Source organism: Xanthomonas sp. WHRI 1810A (genome assembly GCF_040202885.1).
Taxonomy (GTDB): Bacteria; Pseudomonadota; Gammaproteobacteria; order Pseudomonadales; family Pseudomonadaceae; genus Aquipseudomonas.
Map to the genome: position 1 here is coordinate 122,513 of NZ_JBEGED010000007.1, position 18,667 is coordinate 141,179.

General features: G+C 55.8%; 15 protein-coding genes. 8 read left to right on the top strand and 7 right to left on the bottom strand.

Features of this window, described 5'->3' with window-relative positions:
• Positions 1–14: 14 nt before the first annotated feature.
• Positions 15–980 carry an L-carnitine dehydrogenase gene (locus tag ABQX22_RS12490; RefSeq protein ID WP_349799896.1) on the bottom strand — a complete coding sequence of 322 codons (966 nt, stop codon included), beginning with the start codon at positions 978–980 and terminating at the stop codon, positions 15–17.
• A gap of 134 nt (positions 981–1,114) precedes the next feature.
• Positions 1,115–2,002: a 3-keto-5-aminohexanoate cleavage protein gene (locus tag ABQX22_RS12495; RefSeq protein WP_349799898.1), complete on the bottom strand. Its 888-nt coding sequence runs from the start codon at positions 2,000–2,002 to the stop codon at positions 1,115–1,117.
• Between the two features lie 315 nt (positions 2,003–2,317).
• Here ABQX22_RS12495 and ABQX22_RS12500 point away from each other — a divergent pair, with 315 nt between their 5' ends.
• A complete protein-coding gene (locus ABQX22_RS12500; protein ID WP_349799900.1) occupies positions 2,318–3,271 on the top strand; it encodes a GlxA family transcriptional regulator in 954 nt (317 codons plus the stop codon).
• 106 nt (positions 3,272–3,377) lie between these two features.
• On the opposite strand, the gene ABQX22_RS12505 is transcribed toward ABQX22_RS12500, so the two are convergent.
• The gene (locus ABQX22_RS12505) at positions 3,378–3,800 is read right to left on the bottom strand and encodes a DUF3010 family protein (protein ID WP_349799902.1); all 423 of its coding nucleotides are present in this window, start codon (positions 3,798–3,800) and stop codon (positions 3,378–3,380) included.
• 48 nt (positions 3,801–3,848) lie between these two features.
• A complete protein-coding gene (locus tag ABQX22_RS12510) occupies positions 3,849–4,253 on the bottom strand; it encodes a lysozyme inhibitor LprI family protein (protein WP_349799904.1) in 405 nt (134 codons plus the stop codon).
• Between the two features lie 228 nt (positions 4,254–4,481).
• On the opposite strand from ABQX22_RS12510, the gene ABQX22_RS12515 reads away from it, so the two are divergent.
• The 6 genes from ABQX22_RS12515 to etfB all read left to right on the top strand — a co-directional run bounded on the left by ABQX22_RS12515 (position 4,482) and on the right by etfB (position 12,266).
• Positions 4,482–5,459 (top strand): dipeptidase, encoded by a 978-nt coding sequence (locus tag ABQX22_RS12515; protein ID WP_349799906.1) that lies wholly within the window; start codon positions 4,482–4,484, stop codon positions 5,457–5,459.
• A gap of 78 nt (positions 5,460–5,537) precedes the next feature.
• Positions 5,538–6,068 carry a DUF5943 domain-containing protein gene (locus ABQX22_RS12520; protein ID WP_349799908.1) on the top strand — a complete coding sequence of 177 codons (531 nt, stop codon included), beginning with the start codon at positions 5,538–5,540 and terminating at the stop codon, positions 6,066–6,068.
• A gap of 15 nt (positions 6,069–6,083) precedes the next feature.
• The gene (gene dgcA / locus ABQX22_RS12525; RefSeq protein WP_349799909.1) at positions 6,084–8,144 is read left to right on the top strand and encodes a dimethylglycine demethylation protein DgcA; all 2,061 of its coding nucleotides are present in this window, start codon (positions 6,084–6,086) and stop codon (positions 8,142–8,144) included.
• Between the two features lie 147 nt (positions 8,145–8,291).
• Positions 8,292–10,253 (top strand): dimethylglycine demethylation protein DgcB, encoded by a 1,962-nt coding sequence (gene dgcB, locus ABQX22_RS12530; protein WP_349799911.1) that lies wholly within the window; start codon positions 8,292–8,294, stop codon positions 10,251–10,253.
• Positions 10,253–11,473, top strand: a complete 1,221-nt coding sequence (etfA, locus tag ABQX22_RS12535) for an electron transfer flavoprotein subunit alpha (RefSeq protein WP_349799913.1) — start codon at positions 10,253–10,255, stop codon at positions 11,471–11,473. The genes dgcB and etfA overlap by 1 nt, the downstream gene beginning before the upstream one ends.
• 13 nt (positions 11,474–11,486) lie before the next feature.
• Positions 11,487–12,266 carry an electron transfer flavoprotein subunit beta gene (gene etfB, locus ABQX22_RS12540; RefSeq protein WP_349799915.1) on the top strand — a complete coding sequence of 260 codons (780 nt, stop codon included), beginning with the start codon at positions 11,487–11,489 and terminating at the stop codon, positions 12,264–12,266.
• A 488-nt stretch (positions 12,267–12,754) separates the two neighbouring features.
• Here the strand turns inward: etfB and ABQX22_RS12545 are convergent, their stop codons facing one another.
• Genes ABQX22_RS12545 through ABQX22_RS12555 form a run of 3 tightly spaced genes read right to left on the bottom strand, consistent with a single transcriptional unit; the run spans position 12,755 to position 17,311 of the window.
• Positions 12,755–14,833, bottom strand: a complete 2,079-nt coding sequence (locus ABQX22_RS12545; protein ID WP_349799917.1) for a peptidase domain-containing ABC transporter — start codon at positions 14,831–14,833, stop codon at positions 12,755–12,757.
• A gap of 1 nt (position 14,834) precedes the next feature.
• The gene (locus ABQX22_RS12550; protein ID WP_349799918.1) at positions 14,835–16,001 is read right to left on the bottom strand and encodes a JmjC domain-containing protein; all 1,167 of its coding nucleotides are present in this window, start codon (positions 15,999–16,001) and stop codon (positions 14,835–14,837) included.
• 11 nt (positions 16,002–16,012) lie between these two features.
• The gene (locus tag ABQX22_RS12555) at positions 16,013–17,311 is read right to left on the bottom strand and encodes an HlyD family efflux transporter periplasmic adaptor subunit (RefSeq protein ID WP_349799919.1); all 1,299 of its coding nucleotides are present in this window, start codon (positions 17,309–17,311) and stop codon (positions 16,013–16,015) included.
• Between the two features lie 963 nt (positions 17,312–18,274).
• Here ABQX22_RS12555 and ABQX22_RS12560 point away from each other — a divergent pair.
• Positions 18,275–18,604 carry a hypothetical protein gene (locus tag ABQX22_RS12560; RefSeq protein ID WP_349799920.1) on the top strand — a complete coding sequence of 110 codons (330 nt, stop codon included), beginning with the start codon at positions 18,275–18,277 and terminating at the stop codon, positions 18,602–18,604.
• Positions 18,605–18,667: the final 63 nt, after the last annotated feature.

Here is an 18,667-nt window from a genome sequence, read left to right on the forward strand (position 1 = left end):
ACGATCACTGCAGATCAATCGGCAAACGCCATCCCATGCTTCTCCTTGGTCTTCTTCACTGCTTCGAGCACCGCCAGCAGGCAATCGTCACGGTAGCGCTCAAGCGCCGCGATGCTGTGGGTGCCGAGCTGATCGGTGGTGCCATCGACCACATCGTCGATCAGTTTCTCGGTCAGTTCCGGCGCGGGCAGATAGGTCCAGGGCAGTTTCAACGCCGGCCCGAACTGCGCCATGAAATGCCGCATGCCGGCGTCACCGCCCGCCAGGGTGTAGGTCATGAACGTGCCCATGAACGACCAGCGCAGACCGGCGCCAAAGCGAATCGCATCATCGATCTCACCCGTCGTCGCCACCCCGTCGTTGACCAGATGCAGTGCTTCGCGCCACAGCGCTTCAAGCAGACGGTCGGCGATAAAGCCTGGGACTTCCTTGCGCACGTGCAGCGGGCGCATGCCGAGGGACTCATAAACACGCATCGCGGCTTGAACCGCCTCTGGCGCGGTGTGTTTGCCGCCCACCACTTCCACCAGCGGCAGCAGGTATACCGGGTTGAACGGGTGGCCGACCACGCAGCGCTCGGGATGGGTCGCGCTTTCGTAGAACTCGGACGGCAGCAGGCCGGAGGTGCTGGAGCCGATCAGCGCATCGGGCTTGGCGGCGGCGCTGATCTTGCTGTGGAGGTCGAGCTTGAGGTCGAGCCGTTCCGGAGCGCTTTCCTGAATGAAGTCGGCGTCGCGCACGCACTCTTCAATGGTGGTCACGAAGCGCAGACGGTGCTGTGAGGCACCCGGCGCCAGCCCTTTTTGCTCCAGCGCAGGCCAGGCATTGGCGACGCGTTTGCGCAGCGCCGCTTCGGCGCCGGGTGCCGGGTCCCAGGCAACGACGTCAAGGCCGTGGGCCAGCGCCCGAGACACCCAACCGCTGCCAATCACGCCACTGCCCAGCGCGGCGAAGGTTTTGATGGTGGTGATGAAGGTCATGGTTAGTTCCTGAGGCAATGAGATTACCTGTAGGAGCGCGCTTGCCCGCGATGGCGCTGTATCAGCGATAAAGAGGTGACTGACAGAATGCAATCGCGGGCAAGCGCGCTCCTACAGGGCGCAGTGATATGAGATTAGAAACGCTTTTTCAGGCCCATCTTCACGCGGCCTTCCGCCGGGGTCATGACGCGGGCGCCCATTCGGCTGAGGATTTCGCTGGCGCGTTCCACCAGTGCGCCATTACTGGCGAGTACGCCTTTATCGAGCCAGATGTTGTCTTCCAGGCCCACCCGCACGTTGCCGCCCAGCAGGACCGACTGCGCCGCCATCGGCATTTGCATGCGGCCGATGCCAAAACCGGCCCAGACCACATCGGCCGGCAGGTTGTCGACCATCGCCTTCATCGTGGTAGTGTCCGCCGGCGCGCCCCAGGGAATACCCAGGCACAGCTGGAACAGCGGGTTGTCCAGCAGGCCCTCTTTCATCATTTGCTTGGCGAACCACAGGTGGCCGGTGTCGAAGATTTCCAGCTCGGCCTTCACACCCAGCTCCTGAATCCGCTTGGCGCCGGCACGCAATTGCGCGGGTGTTGAGACGTATATGGTGTCGCCGTCACCGAAGTTGAGGGTGCCGCAATCCAGGGTGCAGATGTCAGGCAGCAGCGCCTCGATGTGCGCAAGGCGGGTCAGCGGGCCGACCAGATCTGTGTTGGGGCCGAAGTCGGTAGGGCGCTCGCCCGGGCCGATTTCCAGGTCGCCGCCCATGCCGGCAGTCAGGTTCACGATGATATCGATGTCCGCATCCCGGATGCGCTCCATCACCTCCCGGTAGAGCTCGACGTCGCGGCTGAACTTGCCGGTTTCCGGGTCGCGGACGTGGCAATGCACCACCGTCGCGCCTGCTTGTGCGGCCTCGACAGCAGCGTCGGCAATCTGTTTCGGGGTGATCGGGACCAGATGGCTCCGCCCGGTCGTGTCGCCAGCACCGGTCAGTGCGCAGGTGATGATGACCTCATTGTTCATTCGTGGATTCCTTGCAGGCCAGGGTTCGTTCGATACGGCAGGCTTTTGCATGCCTGCTTTTGAGGTGCAAAGCTACGCAGCCCGAGGCGTGTGAAAACGCACAGCGGCGACCAGCTCTTGCACAGCAGCGACCTGTACCCTTGCCGAGGTTATGGAGTGGGTGTATCAGGTGGTCAGTTCGTGCCCGGTTGCCTGTAGGAACGCGCTTGCCCGCGATTGCGGTCAGTCTGAAATCCATAGGCTGACTGACACACCTTAATCGCGGGCAAGCGCGCTCCTACAGGGTCAGCGGCGCTCTTCAGGAATTTCTCGACGATGTCCCAGGATTTTTACTTTCTGCTCATGCCCGGCTTTTCGATGATGGGCTTTGTCTCGGCCGTCGAACCGCTGCGCGTCGCCAATCGCTTCGGCGGTGAGATGTATCGCTGGCATGTCCTGAGCCTGGACGGTGGCGCCGTGGTCGCCAGCAACGGCATGTCGGTCAACGCCGATGCTGCGCTGGAGCCGTTGAAGAAGGGCGCAACGTTGTGGGTCATGGGCAGCGTCGATCCGCTCAAATACTGCACGCCTGCGCTGCAGCATTGGCTGCGCCGGCTGGATCATGAAGGCGTGACCCTGGGCGCCATCGACACCGGCAGTTTCGTGCTCGCAGAAGCGGGCTTGCTTGACGGCTATCGGCTGACCCTGCACTGGGAAGCGCTGGACGCGTTCAAGGAGTCCTATCCCACGCTGCAGGCGACGCAGGAGCTGTTCGAGATCGACCGGCGGCGCATCACCTCGGCAGGCGGTACCGCCTCCATCGACATGATGCTTGACCTGATCGGCCAGGCGCATGGACCGGAGTTGTCCATCAAAGTGTCAGAGCAGTTCGTGTTGGGGCGCATACGTCCGCGCAAGGACCACCAGCGCATGCAGATTGCCAGCCGCTACGGCATCAACAACAAAAAGCTGGTGCACGTGATCGGTGTCATGGAGCAACACACCGAGCCGCCGTTGAGCACGGTGGCGCTGGCAGAGGGCATTCAGGTCACCCGACGCCAGCTGGAACGCCTGTTCCGACTGCACCTGAATGACACGCCGAGCAATTTCTACCTCGGGCTGCGCCTGGAAAAGGCCCGACAGCTGCTGCGTCAGAGCGACATGAGCGTGCTGGAAGTGAGCATCGCCTGTGGCTTTGAATCACCGTCGTATTTCACCCGCAGCTATCGAGCGCGGTTTGCCCGGTGTCCGAGGGAAGATCGCCGGGACAAGAAAATTGCATCAGCCTGATGCACCTGTAGGAGCTGACGACCAGCGGGAGGCTGCGATTGCGATCTGTCTGACACAACGCGATCGCAGCCTCGCGCTGCTCGACAGCTCCTACAGGGGATAGTGGTTACTTCCCGCCCTTCATCAACGCCGAACACGCCGCTTTATACGCCTCATGCTGATACTTGTTCAGCGCCGCAGGCAGTTCGAAGTTGTGCTTCTTGAACTGGGCATTGATCGTTTGCGGCGACAGCAGCGTCACTTCGCATCCTTCCAGCAGCTGAAAGATCGTTTCGATCTTGAAGGTGGTCGGGCCGCCGGCGAATTCGCCTTTCTTGCTGCGTTTCTTGATGGCGATCCGGGTGATGCCGTTATCACGCACGAACTGGCTGATCAACGCAGCGAAGGCTTTGACGTTGGCCGACTCGTCGTCGTCTTCCAGTGCGATTTTCTTGGTTGGCAGCGGCACGTGCGCGAGGGCGCCGGACGCGTGGGAGGCGACAGCGAAAATGGCTTCGCTGCCTTTGATTTCTACACCACAGATGGTCATGAGGATGCCTTGGGCTCGTGAAGGGCGTCAGGGTATCTCATTTGTCGATCAATCCGACTGAGCGATGGTTTCCAGGTACTCGGAGCGCTCGTCGCTGGTGCGGGCCAGGCAATCGTTCTGGTTGATGGTGTAATCCTTGGTGCCGGGCTTGTCGGGGAAGACCTCCACCGCACAATCGGCGTCACGCAGCTTTTTCCAGGCTTCCTGGGCCACTTTCAGTTTGCCGGTGAACTCGTCGGCCTGGGCCTTGTTGGCGCCGAACTGGGTCTGCACCCGCTCCATCAAGTTCTGAAAGTTCTCTTCCAGCAGCTTCACCGCAGTGTCGCGGCTGTAGACCGAGCACTCCAGCGTTTGTTTGTCCTCGTCGACACCGTCGCACGGCGTGGCGTCAGGGTCTTGGGCGGCGTGCGCGCCTGTCGCGAATAAAGCCAGAGCCAGCAAAATCGTTTTCATTGCGTCGTCCCGATTCAGTGATGCGTCGGATTCTCGCCCAAGCGCGAGCCAAAGAACAGTTATCAAACGCAGGCAGCGCAGGCCCGCCGTCGCCCTTTGTCGTTTATTGACGCTTTCGGCAAACCCCTTGTCGTTTTTGCACCCGGCTTACCCGACCCTCAGGCATATGCTGGCCCCAAAGCGCCGGCAGACGATTCGGCGCATGATGAACCTAAAGGGGACAGCCTGATGAGCCCAGCCGAATTGCACGCCGACAGTATCGTTATTGACGGGCTGATCATCGCCAAGTGGAACCGTGAGCTGTTCGAAGACATGCGCAAAGGCGGTCTGACCATGGCCAACTGCACGGTGTCGGTATGGGAAGGTTTTCAGCAGACCGTCAACAGCATTGCCTCGAGCCAGAAACTGATTCGTGAAAACAGCGACCTGGTGATTCAGGTACGCAACACCGCCGACATCCGCAAGGCCAAGGAATTGGGCAAGACCGGCATCCTGTTCGGCTTCCAGAATGCCCACGCCTACGAAGACCAGATCGGCTACGTCGAGATCTTCAAGCAGCTGGGCGTTGGCATTGTGCAGATGTGCTACAACACCCAGAACCTCGTAGGCACCGGTTGCTACGAGCGTGATGGCGGGTTGTCGGGGTTCGGGCGCGAGATCGTCGCCGAAATGAACCGCGTCGGTGTCATGTGCGACCTGTCCCACGTCGGTTCCAAGACCAGCGAAGAAGTCATCCTCGAATCCAGGAAGCCAGTGACCTATTCGCACTGCCTGCCTTCTGGCCTGAAAGAACACCCCCGCAACAAATCCGACGCCGAACTCAAGTTCATCGCTGACCACGGCGGTTTTGTCGGCGTGACTATGTTCGCGCCGTTCCTGGCCAAGGGCATTGATTCGACCATCGACGACTACGCCGAGGCCATCGAATACGTGATGAACCTCGTTGGCGAAGACGCCATCGGCATCGGCACCGACTTCACCCAAGGGCACGGCCAGGACTTCTTCGAATACCTGACCCATGACAAAGGCTATGCGCGCCGCCTGACCAGCTTCGGCAAGATCATCAACCCGCTGGGCATCCGCACCGTCGGTGAATTCCCGAACCTGACTGAAACCCTCCTCAAGCGCGGCCATTCCGAGCGCGTCGTGCGCAAGATCATGGGCGAGAACTGGATGCGCATCCTGGGCGACGTCTGGGGCGAATAACGCTCCCCGACACTGAATCTGTTTCCCTCTCCCGTTCGTGGAGAGGGCATGACCTGAATTTTCCGGAGTTAAGTTTCCATGGCTAAAATCGCCCCGCAATTGCCCATCGAAGTCGACAGCGAAACCGGTGTCTGGACCTCCGACGCCCTGCCAATGCTCTACGTGCCGCGTCATTTCTTCGTCAACAACCACATGGGCATTGAAGAAGTCCTGGGCGCCGACGCCTACGCCGAGATTCTGTACAAGGCCGGCTATAAGTCCGCCTGGCACTGGTGCGAAAAAGAAGCCGAATGCCACGGCATCGAAGGCGTCGCGGTGTTCGAGCACTACATGAATCGCCTGTCGCAGCGCGGCTGGGGCCTGTTCAAAATCCAGGACATCGATCTGGAAAAAGGCACCGCCAGCGTCAAGCTCGAGCATTCCTGCTTCGTTTACGTGTACGGCAAGGTCGGCCGCAAAGTGGATTACATGTTCACGGGCTGGTTTGCCGGCGCCATGGACCAGATTCTGCAAGCCAGCGGCAGCCAGGTTCGCACCGTAGCCGAGCAGGTGTACAGCGGTTCGGAAGAAGGCCACGACGACGGCCTGTTCATCGTCAAGCCGTTGTAAGTCGAGGTTCCTGTCATGGCTTTCGAAGCAATGTTCCAGCCGATTCAGATCGGCAAGCTCACCATCCGCAACCGCGTTCTCAGTACCGCGCACGCCGAGGTCTACGCCACCGACGGCGGCATGACCACTGACCGTTACGTGAAGTACTACGAAGAGAAAGCCAAGGGCGGCATTGGCCTGGCGATTTGCGGCGGGTCGTCCAGCGTGGCCATCGACAGTCCTCAAGGCTGGTGGAAGTCGGTCAACCTGGCGACCGACAAAATCATCCCGCACTTTCAGAACCTCGCGGACGCCATGCACAAGCACGGCGCCAAGATCATGATTCAGATTACCCACATGGGCCGTCGCTCCCGTTGGGACGGCGATCATTGGCCGACCCTGCTGTCGCCGTCGGGCATCCGTGAACCGGTACACCGCGCGACCTGCAAAACCATCGAGCCGGAAGAAATCTGGCGCGTGATCGGCAATTACGCCAGCGCTGCGGCCCGCGCCAAGGCTGGCGGTCTGGACGGCGTAGAGCTGTCCGCGGTGCACCAGCACATGATCGACCAGTTCTGGAGCCCGCGGGTCAACAAGCGCACCGATGAATGGGGCGGTAGCTTCGAGAACCGCATGCGTTTCGGCCTGGAGGTGATCAAGGCCGTGCGCAAGGAAGTCGGTCCGGATTTCTGCGTGGGGCTGCGGATCTGCGGCGACGAATTCCATCCGGATGGCTTGAGCCACGAAGACATGAAGGAGATTGCCAAGTACTACGACCAGACCGGCATGATCGACTTCATCGGGGTCGTGGGATCGGGTTGCGACACCCACAACACGCTGGCCAACGTCATCCCGAACATGAGTTATCCACCGGAGCCGTTTTTGCACCTGGCTGCCGGGATCAAGGAAGTGGTCAAGGCGCCGGTGCTGCATGCGCAGAACATCAAGGACCCGAATCAGGCCACACGCATTCTGGAAGGCGGCTACGTCGACATGGTCGGCATGACCCGCGCCCACATCGCCGATCCGCACCTGATCGCCAAGATCAAGGCCGGCCAGGTGGACCAGATCAAGCAATGCGTCGGCGCCAACTACTGCATCGACCGCCAGTATCAAGGGCTGGACGTGCTGTGCATCCAGAACGCCGCGACCTCCCGTGAGTACATGGGCGTGCCGCACATCATCGAGAAGACCACCGGCGTGAAGCGCAAAGTGGTGATCGTCGGTGCCGGGCCTGCCGGGATGGAAGCGGCGCGTGTGTCAGCCGAGCGCGGACACGACGTGACGCTGTTCGAGAAAAAAGACGCCATCGGCGGCCAGATCACCACCGCGTCCAAAGCGCCGCAGCGTGATCAGATTGCCGGCATCACCCGCTGGTTCCAGCTGGAGCTGGCGCGCCTGAAAGTCGATGTGCGCCTGGGCACGGCGGCGGACATTTCCGCGATTCGCGATCTGCGCCCGGACGTGATCGTGCTGGCGGTGGGCGGGCACCCGTTCATCGAGCAGAACGAGCACTGGGGCGCGGCAGAAGGGTTGGTGGTCAGCAGCTGGGACATCCTCGACGGCAAGGTGGCGCCGGGCAAGAACGTGCTGGTCTACGACACCATTTGCGAGTTCACCGGGATGTCGACGGCAGACTTTCTGGCGGACAAGGGCAGCCAGGTCGAGATCGTCACCGACGACATCAAACCGGGCGTGGCCATCGGCGGGACGTCGTTCCCCACCTACTACCGCAGCATGTATCCGAAAGAAGTGATCATGACCGGCGACATGATGCTGGAGAAGGTCTACCGCGAAGGCGACAAGCTGGTGGCGGTGCTGGAAAACGAATACACCGGCGCCAAGGAAGAGCGCGTGGTCGATCAGGTGGTGGTGGAGAACGGCGTGCGGCCTGACGAAGCGCTCTACTACGGGCTTAAAGAGGACTCGCGCAACAGGGGCCAGATCGACATCGAAGCCCTGTTCGCCATCCAGCCACAGCCCTCGTTGAGCCAGCCGGGTGACGGGTATCTGCTGTTCCGCATCGGCGACTGCGTGGCGCAGCGTAATACCCATGCTGCGATCTATGACGCGTTGCGGCTGTGCAAGGATTTCTAACACTAGATGATCGTTCCCACGCTCCGCTTGGGAATGCCTCAATGAACGCTCTGCGTTCGCTCTTGATGTGACGCGGAGCGTCACGGGCTGCATTCCCACGCGGAGCGCGGGAACGATCATAGACCCCGAGGTCTTTGGGAGCTCCACATGTTAAACACCCTTCTCCCCCTTCTGCTGTTCGCCGCGCTGGCCTTGGCCGTGCTGGGCGCCTGGCGGCGGGCCGCGCTGTGGCGCAACGGTCGTGCGTCCAGGGTCGATCTGCTGGGCGGCCTGCTGGCGATGCCCAAGCGCTACATGGTCGATCTGCACCACGTCGTCGCGCGGGACAAATACATCGCCAACACCCACGTTGCCACGGCCGGCGGTGCGGTGGCGTCCATCGTCCTGGCGATTCTGGTCCATGGCTTCGGGCTGCATAACCGCTTTCTGGGTTACGCCCTGCTGCTGATGTCCGCCGTGATGTTCGTCGGTGCGGTCTTCATGTTCCTGCGTCGCCTCAATCCACCGGCCCGTCTGTCGAAAGGCCCGTGGATGCGCCTGCCGAAAAGCCTGCTGGCATTTTCTGCATCGTTCTTTCTGGTGACATTGCCGGTCGCGGGCATCCTGCCGGAAGACTTCGGGGGCTGGCTGCTGGCTGTCATCCTTGGGATTGGCGTGCTGTGGGGCGTTTCTGAATTGTTCCTCGGCATGACTTGGGGTGGGCCGATGAAGCACGCCTTCGCCGGCGCGTTGCACCTGGCCTGGCACCGCCGTGCCGAACGCTTTGGTGGCGGTCGCTCCACCGGTTTGAAGCCGCTGGACCTGTCTGATCGGACCGTGCCGCTGGGCGTCGAGAAACCCGAGGACTTCACCTGGAACCAGTTGCTGGGCTTCGACGCCTGCGTGCAGTGCGGCAAATGCGAAGCCGCCTGCCCGGCCTACGCCGCCGGCCAGCCGCTGAACCCTAAAAAGCTGATTCAGGACATGGTGGTCGGATTGGCGGGTGGCACCGATGCCAACTTCGCGGGCAGTCCCTATCCATCCCTTGATGGCAGTGGCAAGCCAATCGGCGAGCACGGCGGCAGCCCCCATCAGCCCATCGTCAACGGCCTGGTGGACGCCGAGACGTTGTGGTCGTGCACCACCTGCCGCGCCTGCGTGGAGGAGTGCCCGATGATGATTGAGCACGTGGACGCCATCGTTGACATGCGCCGCCACCTGACGCTGGAAAAGGGCGCGACCCCGAATAAAGGCGCCGAAGTTCTGGAAAACCTGATCGCCACCGACAACCCTGGCGGGTTTGCACCGGGTGGGCGGATGAACTGGGCGGCGGATCTGAACCTCAACCTGCTCAGCGACAAGCAAACCACCGACGTGCTGTTCTGGGTGGGCGATGGGGCGTTTGATATGCGCAACCAGCGCACCCTGCGTGCGTTCGTCAAAGTGCTGAAGGCCGCCAACGTCGACTTCGCCGTGCTCGGTCTTGAAGAGCGCGACAGCGGCGACGTGGCCCGACGTCTGGGTGATGAAGCCACTTTCCAGATGCTCGCCAATCGCAACATCCAGACGCTGGGCAAATACAGCTTCAAGCGCATCGTCACGTGCGACCCCCACAGTTTCCACGTGCTTAAAAACGAATACGGCGCGTTCGGCGGCGATTACCTCGTGCAACACCACAGCACCTACATGGCCGAGCTGATTGGCGCTAACGCCTTGAACCTGGGCCAGCACAAAGGCGCCAGCGTGACCTACCACGACCCTTGTTATCTCGGCCGCTACAACGGCGAGTACGAAGCGCCGCGTGAAGTGCTGCGCGCGCTGGGTATCGAGGTCAAGGAAATGGCCCGTTCCGGTTTCCGCTCACGCTGCTGCGGCGGTGGCGGCGGGGCGCCGATTACCGACATCCCCGGCAAGCAGCGGATCCCCGACATGCGCATGGAAGACATCCGCGAAACCGGTGCCGAGCTGGTGGCCGTGGGCTGCCCGCAATGCACCGCGATGCTCGAAGGCGTGGTCGAACCGCGTCCGCTGATCAAGGACATCGCCGAACTGGTGGCCGAGGCGTTGCTCGACGATGCTGCGCCTGCCAGGCCAGCGCCCGCCAAACGTGAACCCGCGGAGGTGAATTGATGAGTGACATTTTCCGCCGCGACCCTCGCGCCGAGTGGATCGCCCGCAACCGCTTGCACCCGCTGCACGCCGCGATGCAGCCGGCGCAGACCAGTTGGATAGGGCCTAATGGCCTGGTCCGCAAAAACGTCCACGGCATCGGTTTCATTGGGCCCAGCGGCATCAAGCGCATCGACCGCAGCGGCGCGCAACAGGGCGGGGCGGTCAAGCGCTCGGCGGCCGTTGATGTGCAATTGCCGCTGCATCAGTTGGCAGCGCCCGCGTTCTACATCGCCGTTGTGCCGGACATGGTCGGCGGCCGCTTGAGCAGTCACGATCGCGACCTGCTGGGGCTGGCGCACAGCCTGGCCGGCAAGGATGGCGCGGTATTGGCCGTCGTGTTTGGCGAGCACAAGGAAAACGCCTTCCAGACAGCAGGTGTCGATCGCCTGTTGGTGCTGGAAGGCAGCGTATTCGACGGCTATTCGCCGGAACAACGGGTACAAGGGCTGCGTGCTGTGGATAACCAGTTCGACCCGCGCCACTGGTTGCTGCCGGACAGCCGCACTGGGGGCGGGGAACTGGGTCGTCGTTTCGCCGCCAGTATCGGCGAGCGACCTGCGACGCGGGTGTGGCAGATCAAAGATGAAGTGGCCATTGGGCGAGCGGGTGCAGGGCGCGAAGACCTTTCGCGACCGGTGTCGCGCTTGATTCTGGCGGGCGCCGAATGCGCAGAGCCGGTCAGTGAAACCCGACACGAAGCGCTACCCGTGGAGTTATCCACAACCGTTGCGCGCAGCTTGCCGCGTATCGAGGATTTGGGCGCTGTGGCAGTTGATCCGGCACTTATCCCCATGGCCGAGGCAGAATTCATTTTCTCCGGTGGCAATGGCGTCAAGGACTGGGACTTGTTCCATCGCACGGCGGTGGCGCTCGGTGCGACTGAAGGCGCCTCCCGTGTGGCGGTGGACGATGGCTACATGGCGCGTGATCGACAGGTCGGCGCGTCCGGCACCTGGGTCACCGCGCGGGTTTATGTGGCGGTGGGTATCTCGGGTGCGATCCAGCATTTGCAGGGGATCGGTGCGTGCGACAAGGTCGTGGCCATCAACCTCGACCCGACCTGCGACATGGTCAAGCGGGCCGATCTGTCAGTCATCGGCGAAAGCGCCGCCATCCTCGACGCGCTCATCGAAGCGGTTGCGGACTATCGAAATGGGGCAAAGCGCGATGCAGCCTGATCGGAATATCCCTGTGGATAAAGGTGCTGTGCACGTCATCACGCTGGTCTCCGTCGGCGCTCACCCGACCTCCGGCCGCCCCCGCCGCGCCGAGCAGGACGCCCGCGCCGTCGAACTCGGTCTGCAACTGGCTGGGGATAACTTGCATGTGCTGCATGCTGGCAGCGCTGATGAGCCAGCCTTGCGCGCCTATCTGGGCATGGGCCTGGACGAGTTGCACGTTCTGGAGCAGCCAGCGGGTGGCGATGCATTGCCTGGCCTGGCGGACTACATCCGCGAATCCGGCGTGCAGATGGTATTGACCGGTAGCCAGGCTGAAACCGGCGAAGGCTCCGGCATGCTCCCTTACCTGCTGGCCGAGAAACTGGGTTGGCCGCTGGTGGTAGGAATCGCCGAGGTGGAATCCATGAGCAACGGCACCGCCCAGGTGTTGCAAGCGTTGCCACGGGGTCAGCGTCGTCGGCTGAAAGTTCGCCTGCCATTTTTGGCGACTGTGGATAACGCAGCCCCCAAACCCCGGCAGAGCGCCTACGGCCCGGCACAACGCGGTCTGCTGGGAGTAGAAGACGTAGAAGTCACGATTGACGAGTTACTCACAGGCAACTCACTGCAACCGGCCAAGCCGCGGCCCAAACGCCTGAAAGTGATCAAAGCCAAAAGCGGTGCTGATCGCATGAAAGCGGCGACAGCCAAGGCCAGCGGTGGCGGTGGGCAGGTGTTGAAGGGAGTGAGTGCGCAGGATGGGGCTGCGGCGATTCTTAAGCTATTAGTTGAGGAGGGGGTGGTTCGGTAGCTTGTTTTGCGGATGACGACACTATAAGAATCGCTGCCGCTGCGAATTGCCGCTCATGCTATTGGCGGCTATAGTAACGTCTAAATTATCCGCAGCAAGTTAGGTTATTTTTATTAGCGCTGTTCACGTGAGTGATTAGAGAATGAATAACATTAACAAAAAGGTATGGGCTTTGTTGAGGGTTTGGTTTCTTCACAGCTACAAAATTATTAGAGGTGCGGGAAATAAACGAATAACGGCGATGGTCACGATTGCCGAACAAGAGGCTGTAGCTGCGAACAGACAAGTCGCATCGCCCGCGATTACAGCGCCGGCTAAATCTGATCACATTTTTGCCCTTAGCTTGCAGCATATACGGGACAGCTTAGGGCGGCTACCGTTGCTACCGAACTGACGGGACACTATTTTAAGGTTGTGGATCTTGAGTTCTTGCATTATACCTCATACATATTCTAAAAATTTAGGGATACAAACTCGGGAATTGGTTTTTATTTGATTTTTTTATTTTCGCTTTCTTGAATTATCTCGCCTTTCTCTAGTGTGATTATTCGAGATGCCATCTCTAACGTCTCTTTGCGATGTGCGATGGTGATTAAAGTACATGTGATTTTTTTCAGTTCCATGATTATGTGTTTTTCGCTGTGTAGGTCTAAATTGTTTGTGGCTTCGTCTAGTACTAATAGTTTAGGGTCTTTGTACAGTGCTCTCGCTAAGAAAAGTCGCTGCTTTTGCCCAGAAGAAAGAGTCGAGCACCCTTCACTAATAGTAGTCTGGTAGCCCATTGGAAGCTTATTGATTACGTTTTGTAGATTTGCTAATTTCGCTGCTTTGTAAACTTTTTCAGTGCACGGGTCTACGACAAATCCAGAAATATTGTCAAAAACTGAGCCAGCCAAAGTCTGGTCTTCTTGCAATACCGTTCCAGAGATCGAACGTAAATGTGCGGGACCAAACTCACTTAATTTAAACCCGTTGATCAGTACTCGACCCTGACTCGGCTCAAGTAAACCCAAAACTATCTTAGCTAGAGTAGATTTCCCGCTGCCAGATCTCCCAATGATAGCGAGTGATTCGGCGGGAAGAATTTTTAGATTGATATTTTTTAGAATCCAAGGCGATTGCGGACTGTGCCTAAATGAGACATTTATTAACTCAATTTCCAGCGGAGAGTCACCGCTTCGAGTTTTTGATTCTGTTATCTCTTTTTGCTGTAGAGCAATATCAGCTACTCTGTCGCAGTAAACCGACTGCATAAACCACTGCGTAATAACGTCTGTAACCTTTGAGAAACGATTTGTGAAATTTCCTTTAAAACCCATAAAGGCAATCAGCATCCCAATACTCATTTTAGAATCAATGATTGCATCTCCTGCGGCGTACAAGAAGCACATTCCTTCAATGCCGAAAATTAGCGTGTTAGCTCCCACCACCATTATTTGAATTTTTTGAGTTGCAGTGTCCCTGTTTTGTAGATCTACAATCATGTTGTTCCATTGGCCAGACCGGGAAGCCATATTGCCGAGCATTTTTAACGTCAACACAGACTTTATACTTTCCAAGAAAAAGGCGTGCTCTTTTGATGAAAGTACTAATCTTTCAGCTGTGGCATTTCTGAGAAGTGGATAAAAAACCGTTTGAGTAGCGGCATAGCACAAGCACGCCGTGATGACTATGCAAAGCAACGTTAAGTTGTACATGCCCATGAAAATCCCAGCGCACACTAAAATGATTACATCATTTACAGAACCTATGGTTATGGTCAGTAAAAACTCCTTAATCGGCTTAATAGCGGCGAAGCGGCTACTTATTTCTCCCAGTTGCCGGCCTTGAAAATAGCTAAAAGGCAATCTGATTAAGTGCGAAAATAAGTTGGTCGACCATTTTAGGCCTATGCGTTGACTTAACTGGAGTTTAGCGATGTCTGCCAACACACTCAGTGTGAATTGACATAAGACTAGTAAAACGCCTCCGACTGCAGCGACTAACAGAAAATCTTTGTCATGTGAAGTAATGGCGTTATCTATGACTCCTTGGGAAATTAAAGGCATCAAGAGGGTTACCACCTCTAGCAAACCAACCATCAGCAGTATGTATGAAAGTGCAGCACGTTCGTTTTTCAATCCTCTAAACAGATGAACTAGAGATATTGAGGGCGTGACTTTTTTAGGGGCAAACGCCTCAGAGGGCACCAGCTCCACTGCAACTCCCGTGAAAGACTCAGAGAGCTCCCTATCAGAAATGGTTTTTCTGCCGCAAGCTGGATCCACCACGACTTTCTTACCGCCGGTGGCGGACTCCAGTACCACAAAGTGATTCATCTTCCAATGCAATATGCATGGGATTTGTAATTCACCCAATTCATCTGGCTCAAGTCTGAGCACCCGACTATTTATATTAATTTCGTCGGCAAGTTGAACAATGTCTTGGGCTGTCATTGCGCTTGCCTGTGTATTGAAACGGCCCGCTAGATGACGCACGGTGACACTAAGCCCGTGATGTCTAGCAATCATTGCGATGCATGCAAGTCCACAGTCATTTACGCTTTCCTGAAATATTGGGTTTATCATGTCAGATTTTTTTTTGAGTGGGAATATGAATTGATAATACGTCTTGCTTGATCATTTCATTCAAGAACAATCTTACGTCCTGCGTCGGAGCATGGGAGAAATTAGTCAATATCATATTGAGAGTTACTGCTCCTCTTTCTCCAATGAATCTCACGACATCTTTGCTTAAGCCCGTTAGATTGAGTCTTATACCATTAGCTATAAACTGGTCTCCTCGCCAAGCGCGACAATCAGTCGCATTTACCCGAATCAAGCTATTGTCTGGAATTGATACAGCGTTGGCGTTGCCGAAATATTCTACAGCGTAAGGTGAATCGATCCTTTGTTGTGCACTAAACCACTGCAAAAATTCCTCTTGATTGTTCCTTGCTTTTAACGCCTCTTTTAAAATGGAACCTGCCTGCTCCAATTGCTTTGTGCCGAGCAATTCTTCATCTAGAGGGAGCCTAAAAACATCTGATTTAGACGAGATGCTTTCAAGAAGCCAAGTTAAATAGTCAGTTACATATGGGGGATAAGTACCTATTGCCAGATGAAATGTTTCTTCTCCAGATGCGGTAACCTCATGCCACCAACCACGGGGCAGATAAAAAATATCGCCAGCTTCCAAGCATATATCGAGAGTAGGTGAACTGCTACATTCATGCTCTTTTCCAACGCTAGAGTTTTTATACAGAGGATTGCTGTCAGTCGGTGCATAAATTGTCCAGCGCTTTCTACCGATCAGTTGAACTGCAAAAACGTCATGTGTGTCCCAGTGATTACCAAAAGATGGCTCACTGCCAAACGCCACGTATCCGCTTACGATTGTTTGTCTGCCCGTGAAGTAAGCAACCTGTGTTCTGATCTGATCAGTTTGGGTGCAGTTTTCTATTTTGTTGAGCGCAAGGCTAGCCCCTTCGCTCATTAGTTTGTATAGCTTAGATTTAATTGTTCGGTATTTAGTGGTAAATACTTCCTGATATTGCTCCAAGTAGTCATACTTTAAAATTAAACCGTTCTTAAGTATTTTAAAATTGCTGGAGGCGTGGTCGTGCCTTCCGATGAGTTGATTAACTAGATGCCAATCCACTCCATGGTTGCTTATAGCACTTTTGAATAAGTGTGGTCTTTTCCCTTGAATATGTTTTTCGAAGTGTTCCCGCGATATGCCAAAATCTATAGACATGATTTTCATCCTTACATATGTTTTTTTGTGAATGAGTAAAGAGGCTCCAACAGCCACTCATATATTTTTCGCTTCTCAAGAATTAGGTCCGCTTCTACTACCATCCCTGCCTTTAGAGCTTGTTGCTTTCCGTTCCCTCTGATTATTTCATCTTCAAGCTCTACGACGGTTTTGTAGTAGTTTCTATTTGGGTCAATAATTTCTGCGAGCTGTATAGGCATCTCGCTGCTCTGATAAGGTGTATCAGAAATACTTATGATTGTTCCTTTCACCATTCCGTATTTCTGAAACGGAAATGCAGAGATTCGAATCTGGGCTCGCTGTGAATTTTCGATGAACCCTCTTCCCTCTGGTGGAGTATAGAGGTTGGCTTGTAGCTTGCTGCTATTTGGATAAGTAGTCGCTAGTGTATTACCAGGCAGTACTGCGCTACCAATATTGGTATTGATGGCTGTTATTGTGCCGGCAATTGGCGACACGATGAATACTGCTTCTGAATTCGCATTTTCCAGAAGTTCTTTACTTAGCATCAGTAACTCATTGTTCATCGTTGAGTCGGCAAGCGCGGCTGCTGTACCAATCACTTGTTGTTTCAAAGGAATATTTTCAATATCCGCAATCGTGTCCTGCAATATTTGTCTAGATTTTTGTAATTCTATGGATGCTAGCAATAAATCTTTTTTTGCATCTTCTTGAGTGACCACTGAAATAGCGCCGCCAGGCATCAGCATGTTATACTTATTTACTATGCGCTTCTTGATCTCTACAATCTGGGCTAAAAGTAAGATCTCGTTTTCAAATATCTTAATTCTAGTATTAAGCTGATTGGCCAGTTTGGTGAGCTCTAGGACATCTTGTTTGTACTTCAGCTTAGTCAGATTTTTTCTAGTCTCAACCAGCCTTATCTGACCTTCAATTCTCTGTGCTGTAAGTGCATATGTTGAACCTCTGGATGTGTTGCTTTCCTTGGATAGTTTTAATATTCGCTGTCCAACAGTTACTAGTTCCCCTTCCTTAACATAAATTTCATCAACTATCGCGTATGTGGGAGAGATCGAATGCGACGTCCCTAACTGTGGCGCGAGTACACCTTTGACTGTGACCTTCCGCGTATAAGCTCCGAAATATCCGAAGGAAAGTATTGCTAAGACTATTAGTGTCGCTATCGAAGCCGCTGGCTTTACTGCTATAGAACGTCGGTGTCGTGCGGTCCGTCCTGACGTGTTCGGATATCTTCCATTAAGACACTCATCCCGGAACAAAAAACTGACCGAATCTTCGGTCTTAGTGCGTTCACCACTTATTGGCATCTGTTCATCGTCCTTGCTTTGATCCCATCTTTTTCGCCAACGTATTATCTTCCTCTTATAAATTTTCCTCGTAAATCTTGAAGCGTTGGGTCAATGGGCTGAGCTGCGCTGCTAAGCCCAGTCCCTGTTTAGTATCCACCTCCACAGTAGGTCAGTCCTGTGGGGTCAGGAAGTATGTCGCTGATGGCCTGTTGAATAGGCGTATTGGCGTTTATCCACTGGCCGGCCGCCCACCCGCCCGCAGCTGCAACGCCTAACCCAGCGCCCGCAGCTGCCGCGATACCTGCCATTCCCGCGACCGCTGTACCTGATGCACCCATTCCCGCAGCGTATGAGACGCCCGCGGCCCCACCAAGGGCCCCTCCAATCGCAGCCGCGTCAGCCACAGATCCACCTGATACCAGCTTAAGTTCTGAAACTGTAATTTCCCGCATGTCAATTTCTCCTGTTATTTTGGATATTTTGTTAGTAATATTATTTTTACTGTTTTCATATTTGGATCTGCTAAAAACATCGTTAGATATCTTTGGTTTGTGTAAAAAAAACACTCGATTGCTAGTGTTCCTAAGACACATGCAATCAGTCCGATCACCCAACTTTCCCAGGTATGAACTTCCGTGCTCATAAGGTTTGAGATGACAACAGCTATATAGATTGCATGAAAAACCACTCGATGTATTGCGTTCATGTATAACTCTCTACTAAGTGGTATTACGCTTGGTTAAGATATTACGAAACGAATAGTGAATACCTCTCGCGTTTTGCACAATCCGTCATATGTAGGGCATTCAAATGGATAGATGCCGTCTGTATGCTGCATGCTAAAGCGACCTACAGTTCACTCTATTAAATTTGCAATAACTGGATACATCTTTTGACGTGTGATTTTTTGGTTTTTAAGGGTATGGCTGCTATCTGGTAGCCTTATTTATGACGTGCGACTGATGCTCAGAACGACCCACGTTGATTCATCACAACGGCGCGGCTCAGGTGTTGCAAGCGTTGCCCCGCGGCCAGCGTCGTCGGCTGAAAGTTCGCCTGCCATTCCTGGCGACTGTGGATAACGCAGCCCCCAAACCCCGGCAAAGCGCCTACGGCCCGGCACAGCGCGGTCTGCTGGGGGTAGAAGACGTAGAAGTCACGATTGACGAGTTACTCACAGGCAACTCACTCCAACCGGCCAAGCCGCGGCCCAAACGCCTGAAAGTGATCAAAGCCAAAAGCGGTGCTGATCGCATGAAAGCGGCGACGGCCAAGGCCAGTGGTGGCGGTGGGCAGGTGCTGAAGGGATGAGTGCGCAGGAAGGGGCTGCGGCGATTTTGAAATTGTTGGTGGAGGAGGGTGTGGTTCGGTAGG

Excerpts from the sequence above, each read along its gene's own strand:
- ABQX22_RS12490 (WP_349799896.1), bottom strand. The coding sequence starts at position 980 with ATGACCTTCATCACCACCATCAAAACCTTCGCCGCGCTGGGCAGTGGC.
- ABQX22_RS12495 (WP_349799898.1), bottom strand. The coding sequence starts at position 2,002 with ATGAACAATGAGGTCATCATCACCTGCGCACTGACCGGTGCTGGCGAC.
- ABQX22_RS12500 (WP_349799900.1), top strand. The coding sequence starts at position 2,318 with ATGTCCCAGGATTTTTACTTTCTGCTCATGCCCGGCTTTTCGATGATG.
- ABQX22_RS12505 (WP_349799902.1), bottom strand. The coding sequence starts at position 3,800 with ATGACCATCTGTGGTGTAGAAATCAAAGGCAGCGAAGCCATTTTCGCT.
- ABQX22_RS12510 (WP_349799904.1), bottom strand. The coding sequence starts at position 4,253 with ATGAAAACGATTTTGCTGGCTCTGGCTTTATTCGCGACAGGCGCGCAC.
- ABQX22_RS12515 (WP_349799906.1), top strand. The coding sequence starts at position 4,482 with ATGAGCCCAGCCGAATTGCACGCCGACAGTATCGTTATTGACGGGCTG.
- ABQX22_RS12520 (WP_349799908.1), top strand. The coding sequence starts at position 5,538 with ATGGCTAAAATCGCCCCGCAATTGCCCATCGAAGTCGACAGCGAAACC.
- dgcA (WP_349799909.1), top strand. The coding sequence starts at position 6,084 with ATGGCTTTCGAAGCAATGTTCCAGCCGATTCAGATCGGCAAGCTCACC.
- dgcB (WP_349799911.1), top strand. The coding sequence starts at position 8,292 with ATGTTAAACACCCTTCTCCCCCTTCTGCTGTTCGCCGCGCTGGCCTTG.
- etfA (WP_349799913.1), top strand. The coding sequence starts at position 10,253 with ATGAGTGACATTTTCCGCCGCGACCCTCGCGCCGAGTGGATCGCCCGC.
- ABQX22_RS12545 (WP_349799917.1), bottom strand. The coding sequence starts at position 14,833 with ATGATAAACCCAATATTTCAGGAAAGCGTAAATGACTGTGGACTTGCA.
- ABQX22_RS12550 (WP_349799918.1), bottom strand. The coding sequence starts at position 16,001 with ATGTCTATAGATTTTGGCATATCGCGGGAACACTTCGAAAAACATATT.
- ABQX22_RS12555 (WP_349799919.1), bottom strand. The coding sequence starts at position 17,311 with ATGCCAATAAGTGGTGAACGCACTAAGACCGAAGATTCGGTCAGTTTT.